22 protein-coding genes and 1 riboswitch are annotated in these 20,750 nt (G+C 65.7%); of the genes, 15 read left to right on the forward strand and 7 right to left on the reverse strand.

Annotated features, from left to right (window positions below; all coding sequences use genetic code 11):
• The first annotated feature begins 5 nt into the window (after nucleotides 1–5).
• From nifV to EDE12_RS05650, 13 genes are all read left to right on the forward strand, one after another.
• Nucleotides 6–1,178 carry a homocitrate synthase gene (nifV, locus tag EDE12_RS05595; RefSeq protein ID WP_026599432.1) on the forward strand — a complete coding sequence of 391 codons (1,173 nt, stop codon included), beginning with the start codon at nucleotides 6–8 and terminating at the stop codon, nucleotides 1,176–1,178.
• Nucleotides 1,175–1,918, forward strand: a complete 744-nt coding sequence (cysE, locus tag EDE12_RS05600) for a serine O-acetyltransferase (RefSeq protein WP_026599431.1) — start codon at nucleotides 1,175–1,177, stop codon at nucleotides 1,916–1,918. Before nifV ends, cysE (EDE12_RS05600) begins: the two co-directional genes overlap by 4 nt.
• Nucleotides 1,915–2,250: a nitrogenase stabilizing/protective protein NifW gene (nifW, locus tag EDE12_RS05605; protein WP_018267935.1), complete on the forward strand. Its 336-nt coding sequence runs from the start codon at nucleotides 1,915–1,917 to the stop codon at nucleotides 2,248–2,250. The genes cysE (EDE12_RS05600) and nifW overlap by 4 nt, the downstream gene beginning before the upstream one ends.
• Before the next feature lie 40 nt (nucleotides 2,251–2,290).
• Nucleotides 2,291–3,142, forward strand: coding sequence for an electron transfer flavoprotein subunit beta/FixA family protein (locus tag EDE12_RS05610; RefSeq protein WP_024881118.1), 852 nt, complete (start codon nucleotides 2,291–2,293; stop codon nucleotides 3,140–3,142).
• Nucleotides 3,143–3,155: 13 nt separating this feature from the next.
• The gene (locus tag EDE12_RS05615; RefSeq protein WP_024881117.1) at nucleotides 3,156–4,262 is read left to right on the forward strand and encodes an electron transfer flavoprotein subunit alpha/FixB family protein; all 1,107 of its coding nucleotides are present in this window, start codon (nucleotides 3,156–3,158) and stop codon (nucleotides 4,260–4,262) included.
• A gap of 15 nt (nucleotides 4,263–4,277) precedes the next feature.
• The gene (locus EDE12_RS05620) at nucleotides 4,278–5,585 is read left to right on the forward strand and encodes an FAD-dependent oxidoreductase (RefSeq protein ID WP_018267938.1); all 1,308 of its coding nucleotides are present in this window, start codon (nucleotides 4,278–4,280) and stop codon (nucleotides 5,583–5,585) included.
• Nucleotides 5,586–5,599: 14 nt separating this feature from the next.
• Entirely contained in the window at nucleotides 5,600–5,893 is a 294-nt protein-coding gene (locus tag EDE12_RS05625; protein ID WP_024881116.1) for a ferredoxin family protein, read from the forward strand.
• Between the two features lie 157 nt (nucleotides 5,894–6,050).
• Nucleotides 6,051–6,218, forward strand: a complete 168-nt coding sequence (locus EDE12_RS21760) for a hypothetical protein (RefSeq protein ID WP_166671825.1) — start codon at nucleotides 6,051–6,053, stop codon at nucleotides 6,216–6,218.
• A 97-nt stretch (nucleotides 6,219–6,315) separates the two neighbouring features.
• Nucleotides 6,316–6,405, forward strand: a riboswitch (glycine riboswitch).
• Nucleotides 6,406–6,586: 181 nt separating this feature from the next.
• A complete protein-coding gene (gene gcvT, locus EDE12_RS05630) occupies nucleotides 6,587–7,714 on the forward strand; it encodes a glycine cleavage system aminomethyltransferase GcvT (RefSeq protein WP_026599430.1) in 1,128 nt (375 codons plus the stop codon).
• Nucleotides 7,711–8,088: a glycine cleavage system protein GcvH gene (gene gcvH, locus EDE12_RS05635; protein WP_024881114.1), complete on the forward strand. Its 378-nt coding sequence runs from the start codon at nucleotides 7,711–7,713 to the stop codon at nucleotides 8,086–8,088. The genes gcvT and gcvH overlap by 4 nt, the downstream gene beginning before the upstream one ends.
• A gap of 3 nt (nucleotides 8,089–8,091) precedes the next feature.
• Nucleotides 8,092–9,432, forward strand: coding sequence for an aminomethyl-transferring glycine dehydrogenase subunit GcvPA (gene gcvPA, locus EDE12_RS05640; RefSeq protein ID WP_024881113.1), 1,341 nt, complete (start codon nucleotides 8,092–8,094; stop codon nucleotides 9,430–9,432).
• Nucleotides 9,432–10,943: an aminomethyl-transferring glycine dehydrogenase subunit GcvPB gene (gene gcvPB, locus EDE12_RS05645; protein WP_024881112.1), complete on the forward strand. Its 1,512-nt coding sequence runs from the start codon at nucleotides 9,432–9,434 to the stop codon at nucleotides 10,941–10,943. Before gcvPA ends, gcvPB begins: the two co-directional genes overlap by 1 nt.
• A 232-nt stretch (nucleotides 10,944–11,175) precedes the next feature.
• Entirely contained in the window at nucleotides 11,176–11,466 is a 291-nt protein-coding gene (locus EDE12_RS05650; protein WP_026599429.1) for a hypothetical protein, read from the forward strand.
• 40 nt (nucleotides 11,467–11,506) lie between these two features.
• Here the strand turns inward: EDE12_RS05650 and cysE (EDE12_RS05655) are convergent, their stop codons facing one another.
• The 6 genes from cysE (EDE12_RS05655) to EDE12_RS05680 all read right to left on the reverse strand — a co-directional run bounded on the left by cysE (EDE12_RS05655) (nucleotide 11,507) and on the right by EDE12_RS05680 (nucleotide 18,091).
• On the reverse strand, nucleotides 11,507–12,358 hold the full coding sequence (gene cysE, locus EDE12_RS05655) for a serine O-acetyltransferase (RefSeq protein ID WP_026599428.1): 852 nt from the start codon (nucleotides 12,356–12,358) through the stop codon (nucleotides 11,507–11,509).
• Nucleotides 12,359–12,428: 70 nt separating this feature from the next.
• Complete coding sequence (locus EDE12_RS05660) at nucleotides 12,429–13,913, reverse strand: PLP-dependent aminotransferase family protein (RefSeq protein WP_024881110.1); 1,485 nt, start codon at nucleotides 13,911–13,913, stop codon at nucleotides 12,429–12,431.
• A gap of 362 nt (nucleotides 13,914–14,275) precedes the next feature.
• The gene (locus tag EDE12_RS05665; protein ID WP_024881109.1) at nucleotides 14,276–15,145 is read right to left on the reverse strand and encodes a LysR family transcriptional regulator; all 870 of its coding nucleotides are present in this window, start codon (nucleotides 15,143–15,145) and stop codon (nucleotides 14,276–14,278) included.
• Between the two features lie 6 nt (nucleotides 15,146–15,151).
• The gene (locus EDE12_RS05670) at nucleotides 15,152–16,195 is read right to left on the reverse strand and encodes a YeiH family protein (protein ID WP_026599427.1); all 1,044 of its coding nucleotides are present in this window, start codon (nucleotides 16,193–16,195) and stop codon (nucleotides 15,152–15,154) included.
• Between the two features lie 99 nt (nucleotides 16,196–16,294).
• On the reverse strand, nucleotides 16,295–17,467 hold the full coding sequence (locus EDE12_RS05675) for a murein L,D-transpeptidase family protein (protein ID WP_026599426.1): 1,173 nt from the start codon (nucleotides 17,465–17,467) through the stop codon (nucleotides 16,295–16,297).
• Nucleotides 17,468–17,563: 96 nt separating this feature from the next.
• Nucleotides 17,564–18,091 (reverse strand): adenine phosphoribosyltransferase, encoded by a 528-nt coding sequence (locus EDE12_RS05680; RefSeq protein ID WP_024881106.1) that lies wholly within the window; start codon nucleotides 18,089–18,091, stop codon nucleotides 17,564–17,566.
• Between the two features lie 187 nt (nucleotides 18,092–18,278).
• Here EDE12_RS05680 and EDE12_RS05685 point away from each other — a divergent pair, with 187 nt between their 5' ends.
• Both EDE12_RS05685 and EDE12_RS05690 read left to right on the forward strand, forming a co-directional pair.
• Nucleotides 18,279–18,914 carry a transglycosylase domain-containing protein gene (locus EDE12_RS05685; RefSeq protein ID WP_084768584.1) on the forward strand — a complete coding sequence of 212 codons (636 nt, stop codon included), beginning with the start codon at nucleotides 18,279–18,281 and terminating at the stop codon, nucleotides 18,912–18,914.
• Between the two features lie 138 nt (nucleotides 18,915–19,052).
• Nucleotides 19,053–19,709: a transglycosylase domain-containing protein gene (locus EDE12_RS05690; RefSeq protein ID WP_024881104.1), complete on the forward strand. Its 657-nt coding sequence runs from the start codon at nucleotides 19,053–19,055 to the stop codon at nucleotides 19,707–19,709.
• Between the two features lie 10 nt (nucleotides 19,710–19,719).
• Here the strand turns inward: EDE12_RS05690 and EDE12_RS05695 are convergent, their stop codons facing one another.
• Nucleotides 19,720–20,682, reverse strand: coding sequence for an OmpA family protein (locus EDE12_RS05695; protein WP_051592565.1), 963 nt, complete (start codon nucleotides 20,680–20,682; stop codon nucleotides 19,720–19,722).
• Nucleotides 20,683–20,750: the final 68 nt, after the last annotated feature.

Consider the following 20,750-nt stretch of genomic DNA (forward strand, 5'->3'; position numbering starts at 1 on the left):
CTCCCGTGAACGGCGATCAACCCCGCATCTTCATCAATGACACGACGCTTCGCGACGGTGAGCAGGCGCCGGGCGTCGCCTTCACCGCCGCGGAAAAGCTCGCGATCGCGCGCGCTCTTGCGGCCCTCGGCGTCGATGAGATCGAGGCGGGGACGCCGGCTATGGGCCGGGACGAAATCGAGTCGATCGCCGCGATCGCCACGGACGGTCTGCCGTGTCGGGTGATGGCCTGGTGTCGGCTGAGCGAGAGCGACGTCGACGCCGCGCTCGCAGCGAATGTCGCGCATGTGAACGTGTCGTCGCCCATGTCGCGATTGCAGATCGGCGTGAAACTGTCGACGGATGTCGATGGCGCGGCGGCGCGGGTGGAGCGTGTGGTCGCCTATGCGCGATCGAAAGGGCTGACCGTGGCTCTCGGCGGCGAGGATTCCTCGCGCGCCGACCCGCGCGACATCGGTCGCATCGCACGGGCGGCCGCGGCGGCGGGCGCGACGCGTTTTCGCTTCGCCGACACGCTCGGGACGCTCGATCCCTTCGCGACCTATGAGTCGATACGGCGCGTGCGCGAGGAGACCGATCTGCCGATCGAGTTTCACGGCCATGACGATGTCGGCCTCGCCACCGCCAACACGCTCGCAGCGGTGCGCGGCGGCGCGACGCATGCCTCCGTCACCATGCTCGGTCTCGGCGAGCGCGCCGGCAATGCGGCGCTCGAGGAGGTCGCGCTCGCGCTCGGCCATGTCGCGCATGGGCGCACCAATATCGATCTCAAGCGTCTGCAAGGCGTCGCGCGGCTCGTGGCGGCGGCGGCGCGCCGCAAGATCGGCCGCGCCAAGGCGGTGGTCGGGTCCGACATATTCACGCATGAATCCGGCATTCATGTCGCGGCGCTGATGAAGGATGTGCGCACCTATCAGGGCCTCGATCCCGCGCGGCTCGGACGGCGGCACCGCATCATCATCGCCAAGCATTCGGGCTTGAGCGCGATTCAGAAGAAATGCGCCGAGATCGGCGTCGATCTCGACCGTGAGACGGCCGCGCGCCTGCTCGATCACGTCAAGCGTCGCGCTCTGGACCAGAAGGGTCCAGTCAATCGCGGTGAGTTCATTCGCCTCGTCGATCGGGCGCAGGCGGAGGCGGCCGTAGCGGCGCGGCGTGATGTCGGAGGCGTGTCATGAGTCCCATTTCGATTGTTGACACGCCGCGCGTCGCTCCCAGCAAGGGGCTGTTCGCGCAGATTCGTGAGGATGTCGGCTGCGTCGCGCAGCGCGATCCGGCGGCGCGCAGCACGCTCGAGGTGGTTCTGCTCTATCCGGGCGTGCATGCGTTGATTTGGCATCGCATCGCCAATCGCCTGTGGCGCGGCGGACATAAGTTCGCGGCGCGCGCGCTGTCGTGGTTCGGCCGTCTGGTCACCAATATCGACATTCATCCCGGCGCGACGATCGGCGTGCGCTTCTTCATCGATCACGGCGCCGGCGTCGTCATCGGCGAGACGGCGACCATCGGCGACGATGTGACCATGTATCACGGCGTCACTCTGGGCGGCACCTCCTGGTCCGTGGGCCGGCGCCATCCGACAGTCGGCGATGGCGTGCTGATCGGCGCCGGCGCCAAGATATTAGGGCCGATCAGCGTCGGCCCGCGCGCGCGCATCGGCGCCAATTCGGTCGTCATCGAGGATGTTCCGCCAGAGATGACTGTGGTCGGAATTCCCGGCCGCGTGGTGCGCGAGCAGCGGCGCCGCTCGGGGGTCGATGGCCGCATCGATCTCGAGCATCACCTCATTCCCGATCCGGTCGGCGACGCGATCTCCGTGCTCATCGACCGCATCGATTTTCTCGAAGCGCGGCTCGCACATCTACAAGTGCGCGTCAGCGAAGGCTCCCATCGGCAAGTCGGAGACAACAAGCCATGAGCATATTGGACGATCTGCGCAAATTGTCGGCGGCCGAGGAATTCTTCGACCTTCTCGGCGTCGAATACGACCCCAACATCGTGCGGCACTCGCGTCTGCATATTCTGCGACGCATGGGCGAGTATCTTCACAAGGCGGCGCCCGAGGGCGCGTCCGACGACGAGGTGCGCGAAGCCTGCCGTGAATTTCTCGCGAAAGCGTATCAGGACTTCACGAAATCGTCTCCGATCGAAGAACGGCTTTTCAAAGTGCACAAGGACGCTGTAAAGCCGAAAGAGGAGCCGAAGAAGCCCTTCGTGCCGCTCACAACGGTCACGACGTCGAACGGATGAAGATCGAAACACAAGTCGGGATGGCGAGAGGAAGAGACACATGAAGATACTTGTCTGCATCAAGCAAGTTCCCGACAGCGCCCAGATCCGCGTGCATCCCGTCACCAACACGATCATGCGGCAGGGCGTGCCGACGATCATCAATCCCTATGACCTCTTCTCGCTAGAGGAAGCGCTGAAGCTGCGCGACAAATTCGGCGGCGAGGTCACGACCTTGACCATGGGTCCGCCCATGGCCGCCGATGCGTTGCGCAAGACGATGGCGATCGGCGCCGATCGCGCGATTCTGCTCACCGATCGTTTCTTCGCCGGCGCGGACACTCTGGCGACGACCTATGCGCTCGCTCAGGCGATCAACAAGATTCAGAAGACCTGGGGCGCTCTCGATCTCGTCTTCACCGGCAAGCAGACGATCGACGGCGACACGGCGCAGGTCGGTCCGGGTGTGGCGAAGCGTCTCGGCCTTCTGCAGTTGACTTATGTCTCCAAGATCGTCGAAGCCGATGAGGAGAAGCGCGAGGTCGTGATCGAGCGTCGCGCGGAAGGCGGCACGCAGGTTCTGAAGACGAAAATGCCTTGCCTCATCGCCATGCTCGAGGGGACGAACGAGGTGCGTCGCGGCTCCATTTCGGATTCGCTGCGCGCGGCGCGCGCCGATATCATCACCTGGAGCGCGAAAGACGCGGAGATCGAAGACCTCACGAAATGCGGGCTGAAAGGCTCGCCGACGATCGTGAAGAAAGTCTTCGCTCCGCCGGTGCGGACCGATCGCGCGGCCTTCGTGGAGCCGGGAAAGAACGCGGGCGATTCCGCCGACGTGCTGATCGAGGCGATCTTCAAGCGCCATCCTGCGCTCGAGGACGACATGACGAAACTGGCCAGTGGGTTCTAAAGGAGAAGCGAAAATGTCCGACAAGCCCGCCCCCGCCGCGCCGCAGCAGAGCCGCGCCAGCGCGAAAAAGGAGCTCCCGGAGCATTTCCGCGGCTACAAGCACGTCTGGGTGTTCGTCGAGCTGGAGCGCGGCGAGGTGCATCCGGTGTCCTGGGAGCTGCTCGGCGCCGGCCGCAAGCTCGCGGATCAGCTGAACGTCGATCTCGCCGCCGTCGTGCTCGGCTCGCCGGGAGACGCCACGCGCAAGGCCGTCAACGAGTCCTTCTTCTACGGGGCCGATCTCGCCTATCTCGTCGAGGATTCGATCCTCGGCGATTATCGCAACGAGCCTTACTCGAAGGCCGTCACGCAGCTCGTCAACACGCATAAGCCCGAGATCCTGCTGCTGGGCGCGACGACGCTCGGCCGCGATCTCGCCGGCTCGGTGGCGACGACCTTGCTCACCGGCCTCACCGCCGATTGCACCGAGCTCGCGGTCGACGCCGATGGTTCGCTGGCGGCGACGCGGCCGACCTTCGGCGGCTCGCTGCTCTGCACGATCTATACGTTGAACTATCGGCCGCAGATGGCGACCGTGCGTCCGCGTCAGCTGCCGACTCCTGTGCGCGACGAGACGCGCACAGGTCGTGTGATCGAGTTCAAAGCCGATCTCGACGAAGACACGATCATCACCAAGCTGCTGAAGTTCATTCCGGACCGCGAGTCGGCGAAGAGCAATCTCGCTTTTGCCGATGTCGTCGTCGCCGGCGGGCTCGGCCTGCAGAGCGCGGAGAATTATCAGCTCGTGCGCAATCTCGCGACCGTGCTCGGCGCCGAGTTCGGCGGCTCGCGTCCTCTGGTGCAGAAGGGCTGGATCAGCTCCGATCGCCAGATCGGCCAGACGGGCAAGTCGATCCGTCCTAAGCTCTATATCGCCGCCGGCATCTCCGGCGCGATCCAGCATCGCGTCGGCGTCGAAGGCGCCGATTGCATCGTCGCGATCAATACCGACAAGAATGCGCCCATCTTCGACTTCGCGCATATCGGCATAGTGACCGACGCCATTCGCCTGCTGCCGGCGCTGACCGAAGCATTCCGCAAACGTCTCTCGCCCGAGAACGCTGACCGGCTCGCCGGCTAACCCGAGGAGATCATCATGATCGAAGAGAAATTCGACGCGATCGTCATCGGGGCCGGCATGGCCGGCAACGCTGCGGCCTATACGATGGCCTCGCGCGGTCTGAACGTCCTGCAGCTGGAGCGCGGCGAATACGCCGGCTCCAAAAATGTGCAGGGCGGCATTCTCTATGCCGACATGCTGGAGAAGATCATTCCGGATTTCCGCGAGGAGGCGCCGCTCGAGCGGCATCTCATCGAGCAGCGGTTCTGGATGATGACCGACCGCTCGCACACGGGCATGCAATATCGTTCGGATGACTTCAACGAAGAGAAGCCGAACCGCTACACGATCATCCGCTCCCAGTTCGATCGCTGGTTCAACAAGCAGGTGCAGGGCGCGGGCGCGATCGTCATCAGCGAGACGACCGTCACCGAGCTGGTCAGCGACGCTTATGGCAAGGTGATCGGCGTGCGCACGGATCGCGCCGGCGGCACGGTCTTCGCCGATGTCGTCGTGCTGGCGGAAGGCGTCAACGGCCTGCTCGGCGCGCGCGCTGGTCTGCGGCCGACGCCGCGGCCCGAGCATGTCGCGCTCGCCGTGAAAGAAATGCATTTTCTCCCGCGCGAGACGCTCGAAGCCCGCTTCAATCTGCATGGCGACGAAGGCGTCGTGATCGAGGCGGCCGGCACCATCTCCAAGGGGATGACCGGCATGGGCTTCGTCTATACGAACAAAGAGAGCATTTCTGTCGGGTTTGGCTGCCTGGTGTCGGATTTCGCCGAAAACCAGGAGACGCCCTACGGCATGCTGGAGAATTTCAAAAAGCATCCGTCGATCGCGCCGCTGCTCGAGGGCTCGGAAGTGAAGGAATATGCCGCGCATCTCATTCCCGAGGGCGGCTTCAACACGATTCCGGAGCTGTTCGGCGATGGTTGGGTTGTCGTCGGCGACGCCGCGCAGCTCAACAATGCGATCCATAGAGAAGGCTCGAATCTTGCTATGACGTCCGGCAGGCTCGCGGGCGAGGCGATTTTCCAGGTGAAGTCCCGCCGCGATCCAATGACGAAGCAGAATCTGGCGCTCTACAAAAAATTCCTCGATGACAGCTTCGTCATGAAGGATCTGAAGAAATACAAGGACATGCCGGCGTTGCTGCATACGCAGGCGCAGAATTTCTTCCTCACCTATCCGACACTCGTGTCGAAGGCGATGGAGAATTTCCTACGCGTCGACGGCACGCCGAAGATCGAGAAGGAAAAGGCGTCAGTCCGTGCTTTCCGTGAGAAGCGCTCGCTGACGGGATTGTTCGGAGATGCATGGCGTCTGGCGCGCGCCTGGCGCTGAGAGGAGGAATCGCGATGTCGACGCAAGCTGCGCGAGTCGAGGAGAAGCTGTTCCAGAACCGCTATCTCGTCGATCAAGGAAAACCCCATATTGTCGTGCAACCGCACACGACGCCGTCCAAGAATCTCGTGGCGATGACCAAGATCTGCCCGGCTGGCTGCTATGAGCAGAACGCCTCGGGCCAGGTCGAGATCACGCCGGACGGTTGTCTGGAATGCGGCACTTGTCGTGTTCTCTGCGAGCCGCAGGGCGATATCGTGTGGAACTATCCGCGCGGCGGCTATGGCGTGCTGTTCAAATTCGGCTGAGCGCGACCGACGCGCCGCGCGTCGGCGCGTCGGCGAAGTGTGCATTTCCGGACGAGGCAGACGCCGGTTCGGCGTTCGATGCGCCTCGAAGCATGAGCCTAGAGTCTTGTTCCCGTTCCGCTGAGACGTGGAAAGACTCTAGACGCGAGGATGTTCGATGACGGTCGCGCAATTGATCGAAGTGCTGAAGGACATGCCGAGCGAAGCCGTGGTGATCCTCGAGGGAGACGGCGCCTTGGCGCGTCTCGTCGGGGTGAATTTGGAAAAAAGCGTGATGGTGGGATTGCCCGACGAGGTCGTCCTGTCCACCGACTGCGAAGAATAAGGCCGCCCCGCTCGGGGCGCGACCGTCCGACGCAGGATCTCGTCGCCGACGAGGCTTGACGAGCGCGCGTTTCGATCTCATCTTTTGAAGTGTCTCGACGATCTTCGCGGGAGAGGCCGGCGTTCGCGCCGGAGCCGAAGGCGCAACCGCCCCGGAAACGCTCAGGCAAAAGGACCGCGAGGAAAGAGACACTCTGGAAAGCGGCGCGGCCCATCCGCGCCCACCGAAGGGCGTAACCTGCGCTGCAGGGAAATCTCTCAGGTCTCCAGACAGAGGGGGCGCGAGCCGGGCGGAGCAATCCGCCCAATGCCGTACGCCGACTGTCGGAGCGCCCTTTGAGCGAAAGCCACGCCCCACCCACGTCCACGATGCCGGAGAAGACGCCGCTCGATGCGCTGCATCGCGCTCTCGGCGCGCGAATGACGCCTTTTGCCGGCTATGAGCTGCCGCTGCATTATCCGGCCGGCGTCGTCGCCGAGCATTCCCACACGCGCGAGAAGGCGAGCCTCTTCGATGTCTCCCATATGGGCCAGTCGATCCTCGGCGGCCGCGGAGCGGCGGAGCGGATCGAATCTCTGGTCCCCGCCGCCATCGCGGACCTTCACACCGAGCGCACGCGCTATAGCCAGCTGCTCGCGGAGGATGGCGGGGTTCTCGACGATCTGATGATCACCCGCCTGCCGGGGCGCGACGAGCGGTTGCTGCTCATCGTCAACGCCGCGGCCAAGCAGCAAGATTTCGCGCTTTTGCGCCAACAGTTGCCGCAGCTCGGCCTGTCGGTTCTCTCCGGTCGCGCGCTGATCGCGCTGCAGGGACCGCGCGCCGCCGCCGCGCTCGCGACGGTCCTGCAAGAGCTCGACCTCGAGAGCATGCCCTTCATGGGCTGGCGCGCCGCCGAGTTTCGCGGCGCCGGGCTTTTCGTGTCGCGTTCCGGCTACACGGGCGAGGACGGCTTCGAGATTTCTGTTCCCAATCATCTCGCCGAGCCGCTGGCGGAGGCTCTGCTGGCGCATCCGGATGTCGCGCCCGCCGGCCTCGCCGCCCGCGATTCGCTGCGGCTCGAGGCCGGCCTTTGCCTCTATGGCCACGATCTCGACGCGACGACCGATCCGGTCGAGGCGGGTCTCGCCTGGTCGATCGGCAAGCGCCGCCGCGAGCAGGGCGGCTTCCCCGGCTATGAGCGCATCCGCGCCGCTCTGGAGCATGGCCCTGCGCGTCTGCGCGTCGGCCTGCTGCCGGCAGGCCGCGCGCCATTGCGCGAGGGCGCGGCGCTGGCGGCGCCGGATGGCCGAATCATCGGCCGAATCACGTCCGGCGGCTATTCGCCGACGCTCTCGCGTCCCATCGCCATGGGCTATGTCGAATCCGGCTTCGCCACGCCCGGCGTCACGCTGGAGAGCCGCCTTCGCGACAAGCCTGTCGCGGTCGAGGTCACATCCCTGCCTTTCGTTCCCCATCGCTTTTTCCGCGGCCCAGCCGGAAAGGACAGATCATGAGCGGCGAGCGTTACACCAAGGATCATGATTTCGTGCGCGTCGAGGATGATGTCGCGATCGTCGGAATCACCGATTTCGCGCAGTCGCAGCTCGGCGATATCGTTTTTGTCGAGCTGCCGTCGCCGGGCCGGCGCGTCGCCAAGGGCGAGCAGCTGGCGACGATCGAAAGCGTCAAGGCGGCGAGCGAAATCTATGCGCCGATTTCCGGCGAGGTGGTCGCGATCAATGACCGCCTCGAATCGTCGCCCGATCTCGTCAATAAGGAGCCGCTCGGCGAAGGCTGGCTGCTGACCTTGCGCGTCGACGACGCCTCCGAGCTCGAAGATCTGATGGACGAGGACGCCTATCGCGCCTTTCTGGAAAGCGAGGGATGAGCCATGCGCTATCTGCCCTTGACGGATGTCGATCGCACGCAAATGCGCGAGGCGATCGGCGTCGCCGATTTCGCGGCGCTCTATGCCGATGTGCCGTCTGAGCTGCTGCTCGAAGCGCCGCTCGATCTCCCGCGCGCAAAATCGGAGATAGAGGTGGAGCGTCTGCTCTCCGCCATGGCGAAGCGCAATCTCTCGGCCGCGAGCGCGCCTTTCTTCATCGGCGCCGGCGCTTATCGCCATCATATTCCCGCGAGCGTCGATCATCTGATCCAGCGCTCGGAATTTCTGACCAGCTACACGCCCTATCAGCCGGAGATATCGCAAGGGACGTTGCAATATCTCTTCGAGTTTCAGACGCAGGTCGCCATGCTCACCGGCATGGAGATCGCCAATGCGTCGATGTATGACGGCTCCACCGCCTGCGCCGAGGCGGCGCTGATGGCGCATCGAATCACCAAGCGGCGCAAGGCGATTCTCTCCGGCGGATTGCATCCGCATTATGCGGATGTGCTGCGCACGATCTCGCATTTCGCCGGCGATGAGATTGTCGCGCTGGCGCCGGATGTGCGGGCGCGGGAAGACATTGCATCGGCGATCGACGACAGCGTCTCCTGCGTCATCCTGCAGACGCCGGATGTATTCGGCAATCTGCGCGATCTCGCGCCCATCGCCGAGGCCTGCCATCGGCATGGCGCGCTGCTCGTCGCCGTCTTCACCGAGGCGGTCTCGCTCGGCCTGCTGAAGTCGCCCGGCGAGATGGGCGCCGATATCACCGTCGGCGAAGGCCAGTCGCTCGGCAATCCGCTCTCCTTCGGCGGCCCTTATCTCGGCCTGTTCGCGACGCGGCAGTCCCATCTGCGGCAGACGCCCGGCCGTCTCATCGGCGAGACCGTCGACGCCGACGGACGCCGCGGCTATGTCGTGACGCTCTCGGCGCGCGAGCAGCACATTCGTCGCGACAAGGCGACGTCCAACATCTGCACCAACTCCAATCTCTGCGCGCTCGCCTTCAGCATTCATTTGAGCCTGCTCGGCGAAGCGGGCCTGCGTCGTCTGGCGCGCGCAAATCATGCGAGCGCCGTCGATCTCGTCGACCGGCTCGCGAGCGTTGCCGGAGTCGAGACGCTCAATGAGAGCTTCTTCAACGAATTCACGCTGCGCGTTCCGGGCGACGCCGCGCGTCTCGTCGAAGCCATGGCGGAACAGGGCGTGCTTGCGGGCGTTCCGGTCTCGCGCCTGCTTCCAGATGCGGGGCTCGATGATCTCCTCATCGTCGCCAGCACAGAGGTCGATACGGTGGAAGATCGTGAGGCTTTCGTCGCCGCAATGAGAGGAGCGCTCTGATGCTCGATCATCCGAAGGATTTTTCGTTCGAGACCTTCTCGGGAAATCGCGGGCTCGATCAGGAGGAGCCGCCGATCTTCGAGATCGGCCGCACCGATACGAGCGGCGTCGATATAGAAGAGCCGGCGCATTTGGAGCCGCGTCTCGGCGCGCTCGAGCGCAAAGGGCCGATCGGCCTGCCCGGCCTCTCGGAGCCGGAGGCGATGCGCCATTATGTGCGTCTGTCGCGCAAGAATTATTCGATCGACGCGGGCCTCTATCCGCTCGGCTCCTGCACGATGAAGCATAATCCGCGTCTCAATGAGAAGATCGCGCGGCTCGCGGGCTTCGCCGATCTGCATCCGCTGCAGCCGCAATCGACGGCGCAGGGCGCGCTGGCGCTGATGGAGGAGCTGTCGCGCTGGCTGCTGACGCTCACCGGAATGAGCGCCATAGCGCTCTCGCCGAAAGCCGGCGCGCATGGCGAGCTCTGCGGCCTCATGGCCATAGAGTCGGCGCTCGCGGCGCGCGGCGAGGCGCAGACGCGCAAGGTGGTTCTCATTCCGCAATCGGCGCATGGGACAAATCCAGCGAGCGCCGCTCTGCTCGGCTTTCAGCCGCGCGTGATCGAGGCCGGCGCCGATGGCGTGGTGAGCGAGGAGGCGGTCGCCAAAGCGCTCGGCCCCGATGTCGCGGCCATCATGCTCACCAATCCGAATACGTGCGGATTGTTCGAGCGCAATATCGTCGCCATTGCGCGGCGCGTGCATGAGGCGGGCGGTTATTTCTATTGTGACGGCGCCAATTTCAACGCTATCGCCGGCGTCGCGCGGCCCGGCGATATGGGCGTCGACGCCATGCATCTCAATCTGCACAAGACCTTCTCGACGCCGCATGGCGGCGGTGGGCCGGGCTCTGGTCCTGTCGTCTTTTCCGAACGCCTCGCGCCTTTCGCGCCGGTTCCGTTCCTGCTGCGCGAAGGCGAGACATTGCGTCTCGTCGAGCATGGCGATGGGGCGCAGAGCTTCGGCCGGCTCACTGCATTTCATGGTCAGTTCGGAACTTTCGTGCGCGCGCTCGCCTATATTTTGTCGCATGGCGCGGACGGGCTCGCGCAGGCGTCGCGCGACGCCGTGCTCTCGGCCAATTATCTGCGCGTGGCGCTGCGCGATGTGATGACGCAGCCTTTCGGCGATCGCCTCTGCATGCATGAGGTCTTGTTCGACGATAGCTTCCTCGAGGGGACGGGCGTCTCGACGCTCGATTTCGCCAAGGCGATGATCGACGAGGGCTATCATCCGATGACGATTTATTTCCCGCTCGTCGTGCATGGCGCCATGCTGATCGAGCCGACGGAATCGGAATCGAAACGCTCGCTCGATTTGTTCGTCGCGACGATGCGTGATCTCATCGCTAGCGCGAAACGCGGCGAGACGCGTCGCTTTACCGAGGCGCCGCGCCACGCTCCGCGCCGCCGCCTCGACGAGACCGCCGCGGCGCGCAAGCCTGTGCTGCGCTGGAGCGCCTCGTAATTCATCGCGCCATCCGAAGCTTCCCTCATCCTGAGGAGCCCGCATCGATCTCGGGCTTGCCCGAGATCGACAATTCAAAGAGCCGAAGTCGGGCAAGCCCGACTTTGGCGCGGGCGTCTCGAAGGACGAGGGAAGCGTCATGCGTGCTCGCCCTCATCCCAAAGAATTTTCTCCGCCGATGGATCGAATCCCCCCGCCGGCGGTTACGCTGAAGGGGCGCCGGAGGCGACATATGAACACGGCCAATCTTCAGCTCGAGGGCGTCTACGCCATACTGGCGGCGCTGTTCGGCGCATTGCGCGACAAGGGCGCGCTCGGACAGGAGGAGATCGACGCTCTGCTCGTCGATGTCGAGCTTTCGCTCGCCAATGATCCGCTGCGGCCGCGCGACATGCGCGACTCCAATGTGGAGGCGATCTGCTTTCCCGCGCGGCTGCTGCGTCTCGCTCTGCGCGAATCGGCCGCTGGAGAAAGCTTCTCCTTTGCGCAGCTCGCCGGGCGCGTCGGCCAGGAGACGCCTTGACGAGAGACGCCGTGACAAGAGACGCCGCCGCAGTGAGGCGTCAAATGGAATAGCTGAACGAATCGTACGACAGGCCGTTCAGAAACTGATCCATGTCGCGCGCCGGCTCGGCGCAGCCGGCCGTTCCCACCACTTTGGCCGGAACGCCCGCCACAGTGGCGTTGCGCGGCACGGGATGCAGAACGACAGAGCCGGCCGCGACGCGCGAGCAGGCGCCGATTTCTATATTGCCGAGAATCTTCGCGCCGGCGGCGATCATCACGCCGCGCCGCACCTTGGGATGGCGGTCGCCACTCTCCTTGCCGGTGCCGCCCAGCGTCACGCTCTGCAGAATGGAGACATCGTCCTCCACCACCGCCGTCGCGCCGACGACGAGTCCCGTCGCGTGATCGAGGAATATGCCGCGGCCGAAACGCGCCGCGGGGTGAATGTCGGTCTGGAACGCGTCCGACGAGCGGCTCTGCAGATAGAGCGCCAGATCGGTCTGGCCATTGGTCCACAGCCAATGCGCCAGCCGATGCGTCTGAATGGCGTGAAAGCCTTTGAAGAAGAGCAGCGGCTCGATCAGCCTTCCGCAGGCGGCGTCGCGCTCGACGACGGCCTTTATGTCGGCGCGAAAAGCTTCGCCGATCGCCGGATCGGCGTCCAGCGCGCGGGCGAAGGCGTCGAAGAGCAGATCTTCCGTCACCGCGCCGCCGAGACGCGCCGCGCAGCGCCGCGCCACCGCATCCTCGAAGGAGCGGCGATTGAGAACGAAGGTCAGCGCCAGGCTCGCCATCGCCGGCTCGCGCGCCAGCATGTCGTCGGCCTCGCGGAGGATATGCTCCCAGAGCGCGTCGCGACCCGTGGCGTCGGCGACGATCGCGCGGCTATTTTCCTGCGTCGCTCCCATCGGGCGTCTCCTCATTCGAAGGTCCTCAATGTGGCTCGAGCGGCCGTCTTCGTCCAGATCGGCCGAACGATCAGCAGGGTAGCGCGCTTTCGGCGATGCTGGCGCCGGCCGCGCGGCGTAGGCGCGCGATGACGCGCTCCGCCTCGCCGGCGTCGAGGCTGCCGAAGCCGAGCCGCAGCCCGCGCCCGCGCTGCGGCGGCGCCGCGAAGCAGCTGGAGGGCAGGAAGCGCAGGCCATTGGCGGGGGCGTCGCGCTCCAGCGCGTCGAGCGTCGCCTCGTCGCGGAACGTCGTCCAGAAGGCGAGCCCGCCCGCCGGGATGCGAAAGCGGATGGCGTCGCCAAAGGCGCGGGCGAGCGACGCGCCGAAAGCGTCGCGCCTCTGCGCATAGATCTGGCGCGCCTTGCGCACATGGCGGCGCAGCTCGCCGGAATCGACGAGAGCGGCCACGGCGAGCTCGGTCAGCGCATTGCCTTGGCGATCCACGCCGGCGGCGGCGTTGGCCATGGATTTCACCACCGGCGGCGGCGCGACGACATAGCCGATGCGCAATCCCGGCAGCAGCAGCTTGGACATGGAGCCGACATAGATCACCCGTCCGGGCGCATAGCTCGCCATGGGCAGCAGCGGCTGGCGCTCGAAATGATATTCGTGATCGTAATCGTCCTCGATGATCGCGAACTCATATTTGGCGGAAAGGTCCAGCAGGCGCAGCCGCCGCTCCGGGGTCAGCGGAACAGTGGTCGGAAACTGATGGTGCGGCGTCACATAGATCGCGCGCACCGGCCGCCCGCGGCACAGGCGCTCGACATCCTCCACATCGACGCCGTCCTCGTCCAGGCGGACGCCGATCACCTCGGCGCCCGCGGCGGCGAAGGCCGCGCGCGCCGCCGAATAGCCGAGGCCTTCCACCAGCACGACGTCGCCCGGCGCGACGAGAATGCGCGCGGCGAGGAAAATGCCCATCTGGCTGCCGCGCGTGACGCACACATCCTCCGCGTCCACGATGAGCCCGCGATGCGAGGCCAGCATCGCCGCTATGGCGCGGCGCAGCTCGCCGGTTCCGCGCGGATCGCCATAGCCGAGCCCGCCGCAGCGCGCGGCGCGCCGTCCGGCGTCGCGATAGGCGCCGAGCAGAGTGTCGATCGAGAAGAGCCGCGCATCGGGAAGCCCGTCGTCTATGGCCAGTCCCTCGCCGGCCGGAACAAAGGCGGGGTCGGGCGTCGCGCGGAAGGGAAAGCCGGGCGTGCGCGGATCGGTGGAGGCTTTGCGCGGCGCCGGCAGCGTCTCGGGCAGCTCGGCGGAGACGAAAGTGCCGCGCGTGCCATGGGTGGCGAACCAGCCCTGGGCGACCAGCTCGTCATAGGCGAGCACGATGGTCTTGCGATTGACGCCGAGCGATTCGGCGAGCTCGCGGCTGCTGGGCAGCGCCGCCCCCGGCGCGAGCCGTCCGCTCCTCACATCGTGAATGAGCGCGTGGACGATCTGCAGATAGAGCGGCGCGCCGCGGCGCGGATCGATCTCGCGCGACAGGCTATAGGCGAAGGGTCGCGACATTGGACCCCTCCACTCGGCATTATTGCTCTTTTCTCAGGGCCGCCGGCAGCTTCCTCCTGGCGCGCCGGCTCTGTCAAGTCACGGGGCCGCCTCGCGTCTTTGGACCCGTCGGCGCGCGAATCTTGGCGGTTTAACGCCGTTTTCGCTCCGCTAGCCTCGCTTTTGTCGCAACCGAACAAGGAGCTTGAGCCATGCAGACGAGCAGCGCGGGCGTCGTGAAAGCTTTGATGGGAATTGGCGGGGTGCTCGCCTTCTTCCTCATTGTGATGCACCAATTGTCGCAATTGTTCCGTTGACCGCCGGGCGCCGGGAAGAGTCCGGCGGCCGCGCGTCGGCGGGCGATCGGCGCGCCGACGCGCCTCTCAGCGCAGCAGCGCCAAAAACGCCTGCGCCGCATGGGTGATGTGGCGGCCCTCACGGCGCAGGGCGAGAAAGCGCCGCTTCGGCAGAGCGATGTCGATCGCCGCCAGCGCCCCGGCCGAGGCCCCGGCGACGAGGCTCGGCAGCATGGCGACGCCGGCGCCCGCCGCCACGGCCGCGGCGACCGCCTCATGCGTCGGCAGCTCCAGCGCGATGCGCAGCTCGCCGGGGTCGACGCCCTTCTCGCGTAGAACCGCCTCGAAAATCGCGCGCGTGCCGGAGCCTTTTTCGCGCAGCACCCAGCTCGCGGATCGATAATCTTCGACGCGCTTCGGCGCCGCAGCGGTCCAGGGATGGCCGGGGAAGGCGACGAGCTTCAGCTCGTCCCAGGCGACCGGCTCCACTGCGAGGGATTTGTCGTCGATTTCGCCTTCGACGATGGCGAAATCCACAATGCCCTCGCGCGCCATATCGGCGGCGGTCAGCGTGTTGCAGATTTTCAGCTCTATCGCGATCTTCGGATAGAGCGCGCGATAGCGATGCAGGATCGGCGGCAGCCAATAATTGCCGACCGTCTGGCTCGCGGCGAGGCTCAGCGCCCCGCATTCGAGCCCGGCGAGATCGAAGAGAACCGCCTCCGCCGCCGCGGCGCGCGCCAGCACGGCCTTGGCCTCGACGAGAAACAGACGCCCCGCCTCGGTGAGCGCGATGCGACGGCCGACGCGATCGAACAGCTTGGCGGCGTAGCGCGCCTCGAGCGCGGCGATGGCCGCGCTCGTCGCCGATTGGGTGAGGTTGAGCTCGCGCGCGCCGCGAGTCACATGCTCGCGCTCGGCGACGGCGACGAAAATGCGCAATTGCTCGAGCGTCATGACGCCTCAGCGAAAGAACGCCTCGATGAGCGCGAGGCTGAAGCCGGAGACGAAGACCGAGGCCGCCAGGCCCAGCGCCAGAGGGCGGAGCCCCTTGGCGCGCAGCGCAGTGATATCGGTCTCGAGCCCCATGGCGGCGAGCGCCATCGACAGCAAGACGGTGGTCGCCGTCGCGATGGCGGCCTTCGCGTCCGGCGGAATGGCGACGATGCTGGAGACGCCGACGAGAGCGAGAAAGCCTATCACGAACCAGGGGAAGGGCGGCGAAAACTTTTCCTCGCCGCGCGCGCCGCGCCCCGCCATGAAAGCCAGCGTCAGCAGCGTCGGCGCCAGCAGCATCACGCGCGACAATTTGGCGACGGCGCCGAAATCGCCGGCTTCGCGGCCGTGCTGAAAGCTCGCGGCGATCACTTGCGCGACCTCATGGATCGAGGCGCCGGCCCATAGGCCATAGGCGCGCGGGCCGAGCCGCGCGAGATCGGCGAGCGCCGGATAGGAGACCATAGCGAGCGTGCCGAAGACAGTGACGCAGGCGATGGCGTAGGCGACATCCTCGTCGCGGGCGCGGGTGATGGCGTTGGCCGCCACCACAGCCGAGGCGCCGCAGATCGACGTGCCGGCGGCGATCAATTGGGCGAGCTCGGCGTCGACGCCCAGCCAGCGGCCGAGGCGTGTGGTGAAGCAGAAAGTGGCGACGAGCGTCGCGGCGATGATTGCGAGGCCGGAGAAGCCGACATCGATGATCTGCGCCGCCGATAATTGCAGGCCGAGCAGCGCTATGGCGAAGCGCAAGATCTTGCGCAGCGAGAAGACGATTCCGGAGGCCGCCCAGGCGGGGACGCCGAAGAGATTGCGCAGGCCGACGCCGAGCAGAATGGCGAGGATCATCGGGCTGAGCGCGCCGACCGCGGGGAGCAGACGCGGCGCATAGGCCGCCGCCGCTATGGCCGCGGCGAGGGCGACGCCGGGGAGGATGGCGAGAAACGCCGGGGCGCGGAAGACGGGCGCCGCTTTCGGGAAAGCGGGCGCCGGAGACGAAATGGCTTCCATCGGACCGAACTCCTTTTTGAGGGCTCGGTTCAGATCGCAGCCGCAGACCGTTCGGTCCAACGCATTATATTTGTCGAATCATTCGATTTTTTCGATCGATCACCAGCCGGCGATGCGGCGGCAGGAGCCGCCAGCGGCGCCGAAGGCGTAGCGCGATCCGCAGGCATAGGCGGTCGGCGGCTCGCCGGTCTGCTCGAAGAGGTCGTAGCCCTCTTTCAAATTCTGCCAGAAGCCGCTCCATTGCTGGTGCTCCGGCGGCGCTGACCAGAGATTGGTCCAGTCGCCCTGCGTCTCCTTGGCCAGGGCCACATCGGTCATGCGGAATGGGAAGATGTGGACCGGCACCTCGTGCTGCCCGCCGCGCAGCGCGGCTTCCACCAGGCCGTAGATTTCCTCGATCACTCTGTCGGTCATGGCGAAGCAGCCGACGGATTTGCAGGCGCCATGGACCATCAGCGCGCCGCCGGTGCGGCCATTCTGCTTGTCATAGGCGTTGGGAAAGCCGACGTCGAAGGCGCGGTGATAATGGGAGTTCGGATTGAGCTGGCGCGCCGAGACGCTGTAGAAGCCCTCGGGCGATTGATAATCGCCGGATTTCAGCTTGGGTCCGAGATGGCCGGACCATTTGCAGATCGGATAGGTCCGGTAGAGCGTGAAATGGCCGCTCTGCCGGCGCCAGAGCTCGAGCTCGCCTTCCTTTTTGAAGATGCGGACATAGACCGCAGAGCCCATGCGGAAGTTGCCGTCGTCGCGGCTCATCAGCGGCGGCGGCTCATTGGCCGGCGGCGCGGCGGCGAGGGCGAGCGCCTGTGTCGGCGGCGAGACGGCGACCGGCGGCAGCGGGATCGTCCCCGCTTGCGTCTCGGCTGCGGTCACGGGCTCGACGGCGGCGAGATTGCGCGGCCGCGCCGGCGGAAGTGGCGCATCGACGGGCGGCAGGGCGAGGACCGGCTCCGGCTCCGACGGCCGCAAGGGAGGCAGCGCCGCGAGGAAGGAGGGCGGCCGCGCATCCGGCGCCGCTGGCGCAGCGGCGATCGCCGGCGGCGGCTCCTCGATCGGGGCCGGCTCCTCCAGCCGCGCGGTCTCGATGATGGCGCCGCGCAGATTTTGCACCAGCGCGCCGAAGGGATTGGCGTGTCTTTCGGCGACGACGCGCGCCTCTGCTGGCCGCGCCGGGCCACGCGAGGCGAAGGCGACGAAAACGCCGATTTCGACGAGGCTCAGAGCCAGCGCCGTGGCGAGGAGAAAGGGACGCGACGGTTTCGACGGCATGGGGTCGTTACGGAATCGGTGAAAAACACATTACGAAACGCGATATTGGCGAAGGAACGGCCGGGGCGCGGCCAAAAGCGCGCCCGGCCATGTAAATCAATGCCCTTCGAAGGTGACGAGCCGACGCACCGGCACGCCGAGCGATTCGATCTTCTTGGCGCCGCCGAGCTCGGGCAGATCGATGACGAAGCAGGCGGCGATGACCTCGGCGCCGATCTTCTGCAGCAGCTTCACCGCGCCTTCCGCCGTGCCGCCGGTGGCGATGAGATCGTCGACGAGAATGACGCGCTCGCCCTTCACCACCGCATCCTCGTGCACCTCCATCTCGTCCACGCCATATTCCAGCGAATAGGCGATGGAGACGGTGGTGTGCGGCAGCTTGCCCTTTTTGCGCACGGGCACGAAGCCGGCCGACAATTGATGCGCCACCGCGCCGCCCAGAATGAAGCCGCGCGCCTCCATGCCCGCCACCTTGTCGATCTTCGTGCCGGCCCAGGGCTGCACCAATTCGTCCACCGCGCGACGAAACGCCCTGGCGTCGCCGAGCAGAGTGGTGATGTCGCGGAACATGATGCCGGGCTTGGGATAATCGGGAATCGTGCGAATCGAGGAGGCGAGGGTCATGTTCGGGATCTCGTCGGAAATGGGTTCGGCTCTTCGGTTCTTAGCTCATTCTCGGCCGAAACGCATCTTGCTCGGCGCGAGGCGCATCTCGGCCGCCCCGCCTCATTGTGGCCGCGGGATCGCCGAGACGATACCCATTTTCGCTGCAACGATCGCCGGGTTCAAGTTTTCGAGAGGATTTCTTCACATGGCGGATTGGAAACGCAGAACTTTCTTCGTCGTCGTGGCGGTCGCCGTCGCGGCGCTTCTCGGCCTCGCCGGCTATGAGGCGGTCTCTGTCGCGCTCGCCCGCGTCGCGACGCCGGAGATTTTCGCACGCTATGAGGCGGCGACCGACAATGGCGCCACATTGCCCGCCGGGCTCTCGAGCGAGCGGGTGGAAACGCTGCTCGCCGTGCAGGATCCGAGCTTCTGGACCCATGGCGGCGTCGATTGGAGCGCGCCGCTCACCGCGACGACGGTAACGCAATCCGTCGTCAAGCGGCTCTATTTCGAGAACTTCCAAAAGGGCTTCTCGAAAATCCGCCAGACGCTGATCGCGCAATTCGCGGTCGGGCCGCTGACCTCCAAGAATGCGCAGCTCGCCGCTTTCATCGATGTGAACGGATTGGAGCCCGCCGCACAAAAATGGTTCGGCAAGAAGCTGGCGGAATTGGACGACGACGAGTTTCTCTCGCTCGTCGCCACCAACAATAATCCGAAGGATTATGCGCCCGGCACGCAAGCCAACGCCGAGCGTGTGCGCCGCATCGAGAAATATCTCGCCGGCCTCTGCGAGCGGCGCGGCTTTTCCGATGTGTGGCTGGAGAGCTGCGGGGGGTGATCCTCCGCTCGTCCCGCCGCATTCGCGTCGGCGGCGGCCGCGAGATGGCCACGGCCATGTCGCGCCGCCGCCCTTTTTCCTCGCAAAGCTCCTCGTCAGGAGAGGCGCGGCGGGGAGTTGCGGCGGGAGTTTGTTCTGATGCGGGAAGCGAAATTACGGGCGCGCTCATTCGCGGCGGCGACGGCCGGCTCGGCGCTGGCCGCCTTCGCCGGGGCGGCTTTCGCGGCCGTCGTCGGCTATGAGGCCGTCTCCGTCGCGCTCGCCCGTGTCGCCACGCCGGCGCTGTTCGCGCGCTATGAGGCGGAGACGAATCACGGCGCGAAATTGCCGCCCGGCTTCTCGCGCGAGCGCATAGAGACGCTGCTCGCGGTGCAGGACCCCGGCTTCTGGACGCATGGCGGCGTCGATTGGAGCGCGCCGCACGCCAACACGCTCGCGCAATCGGTGACGAAGAAGCTCTATTTCGCCGATTTCAAGCCGGGCTTCGGCAAGATTCGGCAGACGCTGATCGCGCAATTCGCCGTCGGCCCGCTGACCTCCAAGAGCGCGCAGATCGCCGCCTTCATCGATGTGAGCGGATTCGATTCCGCATCGCGGCAATGGTTCGGCAAGCCGCTCGCGGAATTGGACGACGATGAGTTTCTCGCCCTCGTCGCCGCCGGCAATGAGCCGAAGGATTACGCGCCGGGCACGCCCGCCAACGCCGAGCGTGTGCGCCGCATCGAGAAATATCTCGCCGGCCTCTGCGCGCGGCGCGGCTTCGCCGATGTGTGGCTGGAGAGCTGCGCGGATTGAGCCGCCTCGATCAGCGCTCGACCAGCTCGACGCGGCGATTTTTGGCGCGGCCGGCTTCGTCGTCATTGGCGGCGATCGGCGACGCCATGCCGGCGCCGAAGGGCGTGAGGCGCTGCGCCGCGACGCCATAGCGCTGCGCGAGATCGGCGACCACCGCAGCGGCGCGCCGCTTCGACAAATCCACATTGTAATCGAACTGGCCCTTGCCGTCGGTGTGGCCGGCCACGACGACGGAAATGGACGGATTCGCCTTCAGAAATTTGGCGATCTCGTCGAGCGTCGCGCGTGATTCCGGCTTGATCTGCGCATCGTCGAAATCGAATTGAATTCCGTAGAGCGCGACGCGTCCATTGCTCGCTATCGCGCGCGCCATGGCGTCGGCGTCGATGAAGGCGATCTGGCCGCTCTGCATCGGCTTCATATCGACGGCGATCACGCGCACCAGCGGTCCGCTCTTGCTGTCGCCGATGATGATCGCCGCATAGACGTCGCCGGTGGGACGCGTCGCCTTGGCGAGCAGATAGCGCACGCCGTCGCCATAGCGGTAGTTGATGGCGCTGTCGCCGCCGACGAAATTGAAGCGGTAGGCGCTCGTCTGGCCTTTGAAGCAGCTGGCGTCGGCGCAGCTGTAGACGATTTCGAAACCTTTGGATTTCAAGGATTCTTCGTAATTGGCGATGATCTCGAGCGACGAGCGCTCCTTGGGCGCGTCGTACCAGATGCGCGCGACTTTGCCTCTGACGGCGAAACTATTCGCTTCGGTGAAGGCTTCGCCGTCGGTCTTGATGTCGAGCGGCGCCCGCACGAAGCGCTGCTCGTCGAACTCCGCCGAGACATATCTCGTGATCTCCGCGCCCGCGTAGCGGCCGACCAATGGATGATCCTTGCCGCCCGCTGCATCCTTGCCGAGAGCGGGGCTCGTCAGCAGGCAGGCGACGAGGGAAAAGGCGATCTTGTTCGACGATATGGACACGAAAGCTCGCTCCTGGTTCGGCGTCGCGCCACCGCACGGATGGCGGGACTCCGCCTTTCAAAAAAAGG

The sequence above is a fragment of the Methylosinus sp. sav-2 genome (assembly GCF_004366495.1).
Lineage (GTDB): Bacteria > Pseudomonadota > Alphaproteobacteria > Rhizobiales > Beijerinckiaceae > Methylosinus.

Excerpts from the sequence above, each read along its gene's own strand:
- cysE (WP_026599431.1), top strand. The coding sequence starts at position 1,175 with ATGAGTCCCATTTCGATTGTTGACACGCCGCGCGTCGCTCCCAGCAAG.
- nifW (WP_018267935.1), top strand. The coding sequence starts at position 1,915 with ATGAGCATATTGGACGATCTGCGCAAATTGTCGGCGGCCGAGGAATTC.
- EDE12_RS05610 (WP_024881118.1), top strand. The coding sequence starts at position 2,291 with ATGAAGATACTTGTCTGCATCAAGCAAGTTCCCGACAGCGCCCAGATC.
- EDE12_RS05615 (WP_024881117.1), top strand. The coding sequence starts at position 3,156 with ATGTCCGACAAGCCCGCCCCCGCCGCGCCGCAGCAGAGCCGCGCCAGC.
- EDE12_RS05620 (WP_018267938.1), top strand. The coding sequence starts at position 4,278 with ATGATCGAAGAGAAATTCGACGCGATCGTCATCGGGGCCGGCATGGCC.
- EDE12_RS05625 (WP_024881116.1), top strand. The coding sequence starts at position 5,600 with ATGTCGACGCAAGCTGCGCGAGTCGAGGAGAAGCTGTTCCAGAACCGC.
- EDE12_RS21760 (WP_166671825.1), top strand. The coding sequence starts at position 6,051 with ATGACGGTCGCGCAATTGATCGAAGTGCTGAAGGACATGCCGAGCGAA.
- gcvT (WP_026599430.1), top strand. The coding sequence starts at position 6,587 with ATGCCGGAGAAGACGCCGCTCGATGCGCTGCATCGCGCTCTCGGCGCG.
- gcvH (WP_024881114.1), top strand. The coding sequence starts at position 7,711 with ATGAGCGGCGAGCGTTACACCAAGGATCATGATTTCGTGCGCGTCGAG.
- gcvPA (WP_024881113.1), top strand. The coding sequence starts at position 8,092 with ATGCGCTATCTGCCCTTGACGGATGTCGATCGCACGCAAATGCGCGAG.
- gcvPB (WP_024881112.1), top strand. The coding sequence starts at position 9,432 with ATGCTCGATCATCCGAAGGATTTTTCGTTCGAGACCTTCTCGGGAAAT.
- EDE12_RS05650 (WP_026599429.1), top strand. The coding sequence starts at position 11,176 with ATGAACACGGCCAATCTTCAGCTCGAGGGCGTCTACGCCATACTGGCG.
- cysE (WP_026599428.1), bottom strand. The coding sequence starts at position 12,358 with ATGGGAGCGACGCAGGAAAATAGCCGCGCGATCGTCGCCGACGCCACG.
- EDE12_RS05660 (WP_024881110.1), bottom strand. The coding sequence starts at position 13,913 with ATGTCGCGACCCTTCGCCTATAGCCTGTCGCGCGAGATCGATCCGCGC.
- EDE12_RS05665 (WP_024881109.1), bottom strand. The coding sequence starts at position 15,145 with ATGACGCTCGAGCAATTGCGCATTTTCGTCGCCGTCGCCGAGCGCGAG.
- EDE12_RS05670 (WP_026599427.1), bottom strand. The coding sequence starts at position 16,195 with ATGGAAGCCATTTCGTCTCCGGCGCCCGCTTTCCCGAAAGCGGCGCCC.
- EDE12_RS05675 (WP_026599426.1), bottom strand. The coding sequence starts at position 17,467 with ATGCCGTCGAAACCGTCGCGTCCCTTTCTCCTCGCCACGGCGCTGGCT.
- EDE12_RS05680 (WP_024881106.1), bottom strand. The coding sequence starts at position 18,091 with ATGACCCTCGCCTCCTCGATTCGCACGATTCCCGATTATCCCAAGCCC.
- EDE12_RS05685 (WP_084768584.1), top strand. The coding sequence starts at position 18,279 with ATGGCGGATTGGAAACGCAGAACTTTCTTCGTCGTCGTGGCGGTCGCC.
- EDE12_RS05690 (WP_024881104.1), top strand. The coding sequence starts at position 19,053 with ATGCGGGAAGCGAAATTACGGGCGCGCTCATTCGCGGCGGCGACGGCC.